Origin of the sequence: Natronomonas sp., from assembly GCF_028274965.1 — an archaeon.
Lineage (GTDB): Archaea > Halobacteriota > Halobacteria > Halobacteriales > Haloarculaceae > Natronomonas.
Map to the genome: position 1 here is coordinate 48982 of NZ_JAQCNO010000028.1, position 6000 is coordinate 54981.

At 54.8% G+C, this 6000-nt stretch carries 6 protein-coding genes; 2 read left to right on the forward strand and 4 right to left on the reverse strand.

The window, feature by feature from the left end:
* The first annotated feature begins 36 nt into the window (after positions 1-36).
* A complete protein-coding gene (locus Q0916_RS04560; RefSeq protein WP_299234997.1) occupies positions 37-201 on the forward strand; it encodes a hypothetical protein in 165 nt (54 codons plus the stop codon).
* A 240-nt stretch (positions 202-441) separates the two neighbouring features.
* Here Q0916_RS04560 and Q0916_RS04565 read toward each other — a convergent pair whose 3' ends face one another.
* The 4 genes from Q0916_RS04565 to Q0916_RS12140 form a co-directional block, all read right to left on the reverse strand.
* Positions 442-708 (reverse strand): hypothetical protein, encoded by a 267-nt coding sequence (locus Q0916_RS04565; protein ID WP_299235000.1) that lies wholly within the window; start codon positions 706-708, stop codon positions 442-444.
* Positions 705-965: a hypothetical protein gene (locus tag Q0916_RS04570; protein WP_299235001.1), complete on the reverse strand. Its 261-nt coding sequence runs from the start codon at positions 963-965 to the stop codon at positions 705-707. The genes Q0916_RS04565 and Q0916_RS04570 overlap by 4 nt, the downstream gene beginning before the upstream one ends.
* 85 nt (positions 966-1050) lie before the next feature.
* The gene (locus Q0916_RS12135; protein WP_414689308.1) at positions 1051-1215 is read right to left on the reverse strand and encodes a type II toxin-antitoxin system PemK/MazF family toxin; all 165 of its coding nucleotides are present in this window, start codon (positions 1213-1215) and stop codon (positions 1051-1053) included.
* Between the two features lie 138 nt (positions 1216-1353).
* On the reverse strand, positions 1354-1755 hold the full coding sequence (locus tag Q0916_RS12140; protein WP_349254507.1) for a hypothetical protein: 402 nt from the start codon (positions 1753-1755) through the stop codon (positions 1354-1356).
* A gap of 430 nt (positions 1756-2185) precedes the next feature.
* Here Q0916_RS12140 and Q0916_RS04580 point away from each other — a divergent pair.
* The coding region (locus tag Q0916_RS04580) for a PAS domain S-box protein (protein ID WP_299235004.1) at positions 2186-6000 on the forward strand (3815 nt) is incomplete at its 3' end.

Sequence of the window (6000 nt, forward strand, 5' to 3'; positions counted from 1 at the left end):
GAAAGATACAATCCCCTGGGAACGCCAGTACCGCGCATGGCGCTCTCGAAGACGGCCGACTGCCCCGAGTGCGACGGGTCGGAGTTCTACAAGGCGGCGAGCATGCGCGTCCAACTCGGGACGAAACAGAAGTGGCACTGCACCGACTGCGGGTACGGGTTCGTCACGATCAACGGGATCGACACCTCGATAGAGGGCTGAACCGGGGGTAGGCCCGCGTTCGGTCTGCGGCCTCCGGTTGAGGCCGGCCGCCCTCCGGTCGGACACCGTAGGACGCTGTGTTGATCGCGTCCCACGGGGCCCCACGGAGGTTCGCTTCGGGTGGTGGCCTCACAGTGAGGGCGCGCCCGGAACCCACCGGAGGCGAGGCGGAACTCGGCGGAGCCACCGTCGGCCGAACCGCGCGTTCGCCGAACGTCGGGGAACGCTCCGGAGGGAGCTTCAACCGTCGCTGTGGGTTTCGAGCGCCTCGTCGAGTATCTTGTCTATCACGCCGACGACGGGCAGGTACTCTTCGAAGGCGGTCGCGATCGTCCCGTAGTAGCTCTCCGGGAGCCCGGACTGATCGACGTCGTACGTCTTGATGAAGTAGTCCCGCTTGTTGCCCTTGTTCGTTATGTCGCGGGCCTCGAACAGCGGTTGCAGTTCCCGCTGCCACCGATCGCTGTTGTACAGTCGGTGGAACTCATCGCGCAGCGGGACGTTCATCGAGGAGCGCAACCGGTGGTGAGCGTCCCGCGGCTGAACGACCCCGTCCGGCGGATCATGTGGTTGAAAAACAGCCGGAAGCCCGTATCGCCGTAGGTGTCCCCGATCGTCGACGTGGGCTCGAGGTTCTCGTCGTCCAGCCACCACCCGCGCCGACAGATCGTACCCGATTCCGCCGATCCCTCGTAGATCCACCGCTCGTCGGTCCAGCGCTCGTCGTCGACCTCGTCGCGGCACCTATAAACCGCATAGCGCAATATCAAATCAGGTCGCCAGAAGATGAGACTGGTTGTCTCAATGCATACGGATCTGACACTGATTTCTTTACACAGGGTCTCTCGATCAGTCGGGCCCGTGAGTTAATTTGAGCGCGTCGTCGATCTCGCCCATTGTCGAGTCGTCGAGACTGCCAGCCACCGGATGGATTCGGTTCTCGACAGACACGACTCGAATTTGCTCAAGCCGCACGAAGTGGTCTTTCTCAAACAGTGAGTCCGACGCTTCCACAAGTAACGCCAATCACCTCGTCAAGAAGTGAGAACGATGATGCCCAACCGAGGACTTGTTCTATCCGACATACTACGGTCGGTAGCCGCCGAAGCTTACAATATACACTGAGCATTGAACGGAACGGATAAAACGATATCAACACCTGGGAGTTTGCGTGATGAGAATAAACGGATCGCGCTCGCGATTGGAGTCGGCGACGTCTCCGGCGACCGCCTCGATGAGTCGGCGATGAACTTCTCTGGCTGCTCGTCCCTCGTCCGGGCTCAGGTAGTGGAGCCCGCCCAGCTCCGTCCAGAAATCACCGTCAAGCCAAAAGAGTGTCTCATCGTTCGACTGGTGGACGATGTCGCCGTTACCGGTCAGTCCCTCGGTGTCGAGTTGACGACCCGAGAACTGAGCGCGTGCCAGCACCGCCACAAGCTGCCGGCGTGAAATGGATGCATGAACAGCAACATCGTCGATCAGACTCCCGAAGTAGGCTTCGACAGTATCAATCGTTTGGGAGAACTCATCAAGCGTAACGGAATCTAACGGTATTGTATCTCTTGGTACTTCTCGAGTTTCCCAAGATCGAGAGCCCCTAAGTAATACGTCAGATGCAAGGTTGAGTTCAATACTATCCGCCGTTCGACAGTACTGTGTTCTATCCCCGCTCTCGTCCGCAGTGATCTCTTCTAAATACACATTCTCAGAGAGTTCCTTCACACGTCTGTAACAGGTGGCAATCGGGATATCTAGCTCTTGACTCAGCCAGCTAACTGATCGCGGTTGCCTCGCCGCCCGCAGTATATCTACGCTGTATTTCTGCCCGAGTACCTCAACTGCTTCCGTCGACATCTTGTTACCACAATTGATTCTCAGTGCTGAATAACTGTACCCTATATTTATCGGCCTAATTCTATTGGGGCCGATATGAAATGGTTCTCTAAGCGAAAACATAATACAGCGGAACAGCAACATCGGATGTATGAGCGATGGAGACGCGTACACGGAACATACCCCCGCGGGACTTCTCGAATTGTCTTCGGAACTGAATCAAGCTGATTCTATCGAGAGCGTCTCTGTCGTTGCTGTCCGAATGTTGGATCTCAATTTTGATGCGCCTCTTTCGGCGATCTGGGAATACGATGAGGAGGGAAACGAACTCCACCCAATCGCCGAATCAACTGAGGCACAAGAGGTGATCGGCGATGCACCTATCCTTCCAGTTGACTCTCTCGCCGGGCGTGTGTACAGACAGAATCGTCCGGAAGCGTTCGACGATGTCCACGAGGCCGACGGCACGTATAATTCAGACACCCCGATTCGGAGCGAAATTCTCGTGCCAATTTCAGACTTCGGCGTCTTGAGTGTCGGAGCCACTGAAGTGGATGCGTTTACCGAGAAAGACTCAGAACTGGCGAAACTCGTCGTCTCGAATCTCGAACCTGTAATTTCACGAATCCGACACTTCGAGGAGTTACAGGCTGAACGTGATTGGACACACACGTTGTTTGAAGGCTCCAACGATGCCATTTTCATTAGTGATTCAGATGCGAATTTCGTCCGAGTGAATCAGGCTGCTTGCGAGTTAACTGGCTATGAGCGAGAGGAACTCCTTTCGATGCGTATTCCCGATCTTCACGAAGGGGTCGACTTACATGCCTATCGGGACTACCACGCCCAAATTTTAGCTGGCGAACCAGCAACCACTGACGCAAAACTGCTTCGGAGCGACGACAGTAAGATTGATGTGGAGTTCTCGAACCGTCGGATCAAGCGCGATGGGACGGCCTACATGCATACCGTTGCGAGAGATGTGACGGAACAGCGGGAACGCCGGCGTCGTCTGGAGTCATTTAATTCAGCTATCGAGAACGCGAGTGATGGGATTGCTATTTTGGAGAACGAGGAGTACACGTACGTTGATCAAACGCATGCCGAAATGTACGGGTTCGAGGACAAAGATGAGTTACTGGGGCAGACTTGGCATGAGTTGTACACCGATCCCGTCGAGGTCGAGCGCATAGAGGATGAGGCGCTTTCAGCGCTCCGATCTGATGGAGAGTGGAGAGGCACTGTAACTGCATCTCCAGAAGGCAAGGGAGAATTTCCGACCGAACTATCGCTGACACGCTTGGAAGACGACCGAATCGTCTGTGTCGTCCGTGACGTGTCCGAAAAATATCGGCGTCAGGCGGAACTTCGGGAGAACGAGCGGCGCTTCGAGTCGGTGTTCGAAGATCCTGAGATGCTGGTGGGCCTATTAGAAACTGATGGCGGAGTGATCGATATCAATGAAACGGCACTCGACTACGCTTCGAACGACAAATCCGATATCTTGGGGGAGCCGTTCTGGGAAGGAGACTGGTGGTCGCATTCCTCGGACCTACAGGAAGATCTAAAGGACTGGATCGAACGAGCGGCTGCTGGCGAGTATATCAGCTATCAAGCTGAACACCCGGATCAGGACGGTGACAGTCGGTTCATTATGGGTACAATCCGTCCCGTGGCAGGGGAATCAGGGGTCGAATCGCTCGTTGTTTCCGGTCGTGACATAACTCCTCGTGAGCAGCGCCGTCGCGAACTAGAGACGTTCCAGCAGGCTGTCGAGGATGCGAGAGACGGCTTCGCTATCCTCGAGGATGGAGAATACACCTACATCGACGAGACACACGTGGATATGTATGAATTCGATGATACTGACCAACTCCTCGGGAACTCCTGGCGGATGCTCTATGACGAAGATGAGGTAGAGCGTCTCGAGTCGGAAGTCTTCCCTGCGCTTGAGTCGGAGGGCCACTGGCGGGGGAAGGTAACCGGATCCCAACCGGACGGGAGCACATTCCCGGCTGATCTCTCTTTGAGCGTCATCGACGATGGTCCCCTCGTTTGTACTGTGCGCGATCGGACTGCACAACGAGAACGGGAGCGTGAACTCGAACTCAAGGAGCAAGCGATCGACTCGTCGAACGTTGGGGTCATGATCACCGACTCACAGCGAGAAGACAACCCGATCGAGTACATAAATGACGGGTTCACTGACATTACCGGCTACCAGGAGGACGACGCCTTGGGTCGTAATCCACGTTTCCTCCAGGGGCCCGGGACAGACCCAGACGAACTTTCGAAACTTCGAGAGGCGATTGCGGCCGGTGAACCGGTGACGGTAGAGCTGAAAAACTACCGAAAGGACGGGAGTGAATACTGGAATCGGTTGTCTGTTACGCCAGTCACTGATGCAGATGGGGCGCTTTCGAAGTTTATTGGCATACAGCAGGACGTAACAGGCCGGAGGCAACGGACTCGGAGCCTGGCAGAACAGAACCGGAAACTCGAATTGGTTCTTTCTGGAACGGGCACTGGTATTGCAGAGTGGAGGCTTGAGACGGATCGGATGTCATTCGACGAAACGCTTGTCGAGTTATTTGGCCACGATCCGGACAACGAAGAGGAGTTCTTGCGGACTGTCGCGCCGGAAGATCGGGACCGTGTTCGTGATTTACTGGACCAACTCGGTGACATCAGTAGCTTATCTGTGGAGTTCAGGGTCATTGATACGGACGGACAAACACGATGGGTACACACGGACGCTGTTCTGAGACACGATGACGAAGGTGAACGGAAGCTGATCGCGATTGCCACGGACATAACGGAGCAAAAACGACGGATTCGGCAGATTCAACAGGAGCGGAAGCGATTTGAGATTCTCTCGGAAAGTCTCGAAGAATATGCCTTTGTACTACTCGATGACGATGGACGGATCGACGGCTGGAACGACGGAGCAGCCGACATCTTTGGATATGACGAAGGAACTGCAATTGGTATGCCAGTAGCGGAGTTACACCCTGAACAGGAGCAAAAGCGTGGGATTGCTGATCGGCTATTAACACAGGCATCACTCGCGGGAGAAAGTGCCCACGAAGGACAACGAATCCGTCGGGATGGATCGTCGTTTCCTGCAGAAGTCTCATACGTCCCGCTTCAAAGCGAAGATGGGGTGTTCCTGGGATACGGGATGGTCATCAGAGATCTTACTAACCAGCGTCAACAGCAGCGCAGAACAGAGCGGTTCGTTGAGGAATCAGTCGACGTCGTGTCTATCTTAGATCGCGATGGGTGTTTCACCTATCTTAGTGGCTCTGCCGAACGGGTTCTCGGATATGATCCAACTCAGCTGAATCAAGAGAGTGTTTTTGATATTGTCCATCCTGAGGATCGGGAACGTGTAATGAAAGCGTTTTTCGCCGCCGTGGAGGATTCCGATTCAAGCGTTCAGCTAAAGTTCCAAGCAAGGGATGCGGATGACGAGTGGATTACCGTAGAGGCACGTGGACGGGATCTCTTTGACGATGAAGCAATTGGTGGGTTTCTGTTATATATACGTGACATCAGTGATATCAGAGAACAAACAAAAAAGTTCGAATCCGTATTCAATCAAACGTTCCAATTGACGGGACTGATGACCCAGAGTGGTGAAGTCCTTGAGCTAAACGACCCCCTCACGGAGTTCGGCGGCATGCAAGTGGAGGAGAACAGAGGCACACCGCTCTGGGAGTGTCCTCTGTTCGCGCATTCGTCTGAAGTGCAAACTCAGATCAGACAGGCAGTTACTGAAGCATCTTCGGGTTCATTCGTTCGGTTCAACGTGGAAGCAGAAGGCGTTGATGGACTCGCCGGCTTCGACTTCTCGGTCAAGCCGATCTCAAGCCAGCACGGGGAGCTTAGCTTCCTGGTATTTGAGGCACGAGATATCACGGCTCAGGAGCAGCGTCGGCAACACGTCCAGGTCTTACACCGGAT